Source organism: Microbulbifer sp. 2205BS26-8 (assembly GCF_030731025.1).
Taxonomy (GTDB): domain Bacteria; phylum Pseudomonadota; class Gammaproteobacteria; order Pseudomonadales; family Cellvibrionaceae; genus Microbulbifer; species Microbulbifer spongiae.
The window spans coordinates 1-751 of the sequence record NZ_JAVAMR010000163.1 but is presented as its reverse complement, the minus strand read 5'-3'; the positions used below and the strand labels follow the sequence as shown (position 1 = coordinate 751).

Genomic DNA, 751 nt, shown 5'->3' with positions numbered 1-751 from the left:
TTGGCCACCTGACTTTGAGTGATATTATCACTCTCAACGAAGATCAGGTGAATAAATGACCAGCACAAAAAGAAGATTTAGCCCAGAGTTCAAGCTGGAGGCGGCGCAGCTCGTTGTTGATCAGGGGTACACGGTAAAGGCCGCGTGCGAAGCCATGGGAGTCAGCAAATCTACCATGGAGTCGTGGGTGCGGAGACTCCGCTCAGAGCGAGGCGGTAAAACGCCTGCAGGAAGTGCCCTGACGCCGGAGCAGCAACGTATACAGGAGCTGGAGCGCAAGCTCAGACGTGTCGAAGAGGAGAAAGAAATCCTAAAAAAGGCTACGGCTCTCTTGATGTCGGACTCGCTGAACAATTTTCGATAATCGAGCGATTGCAGGAGAGCTACCCTGTCCAACGCCTCTGCGAGGTGTTTGACGTTCACCGCAGCAGCTACCGGGCTTGGCGTGATAGGCCAACAGATCTGAAGCCAGAAGAGCTGCAGCTACAGGCGCTGGTGAAGGCCGCACATAAAGCCAGTAACGGCTCAGCGGGGGCCCGTTCCATTGCGCAGATAGTAACGCATGGCGGAACCCCGCTCAGCCGGTACCGCGCAGGCCGCCGGATGAAGTTATTGGGTCTGGAAAGCACTCAGGTTCCTTCCCATGCGTACAAAAAGGCGGAGCAGCCTCATGTCGACATTCCGAACCTGCTGGACCGGAAATTCGACGTCCAGAAACCGAATACCGCCTGGGCCGGTGACATAACGTACA

The 751-nt window shown here is 55.7% G+C and carries 1 pseudogene; it reads left to right on the top strand.

The features are described from left to right. Positions 1–55 precede the first annotated feature (55 nt). A pseudogene (locus Q5Y71_RS17740) lies at positions 56–751 on the top strand (IS3 family transposase); the annotation flags it as partial.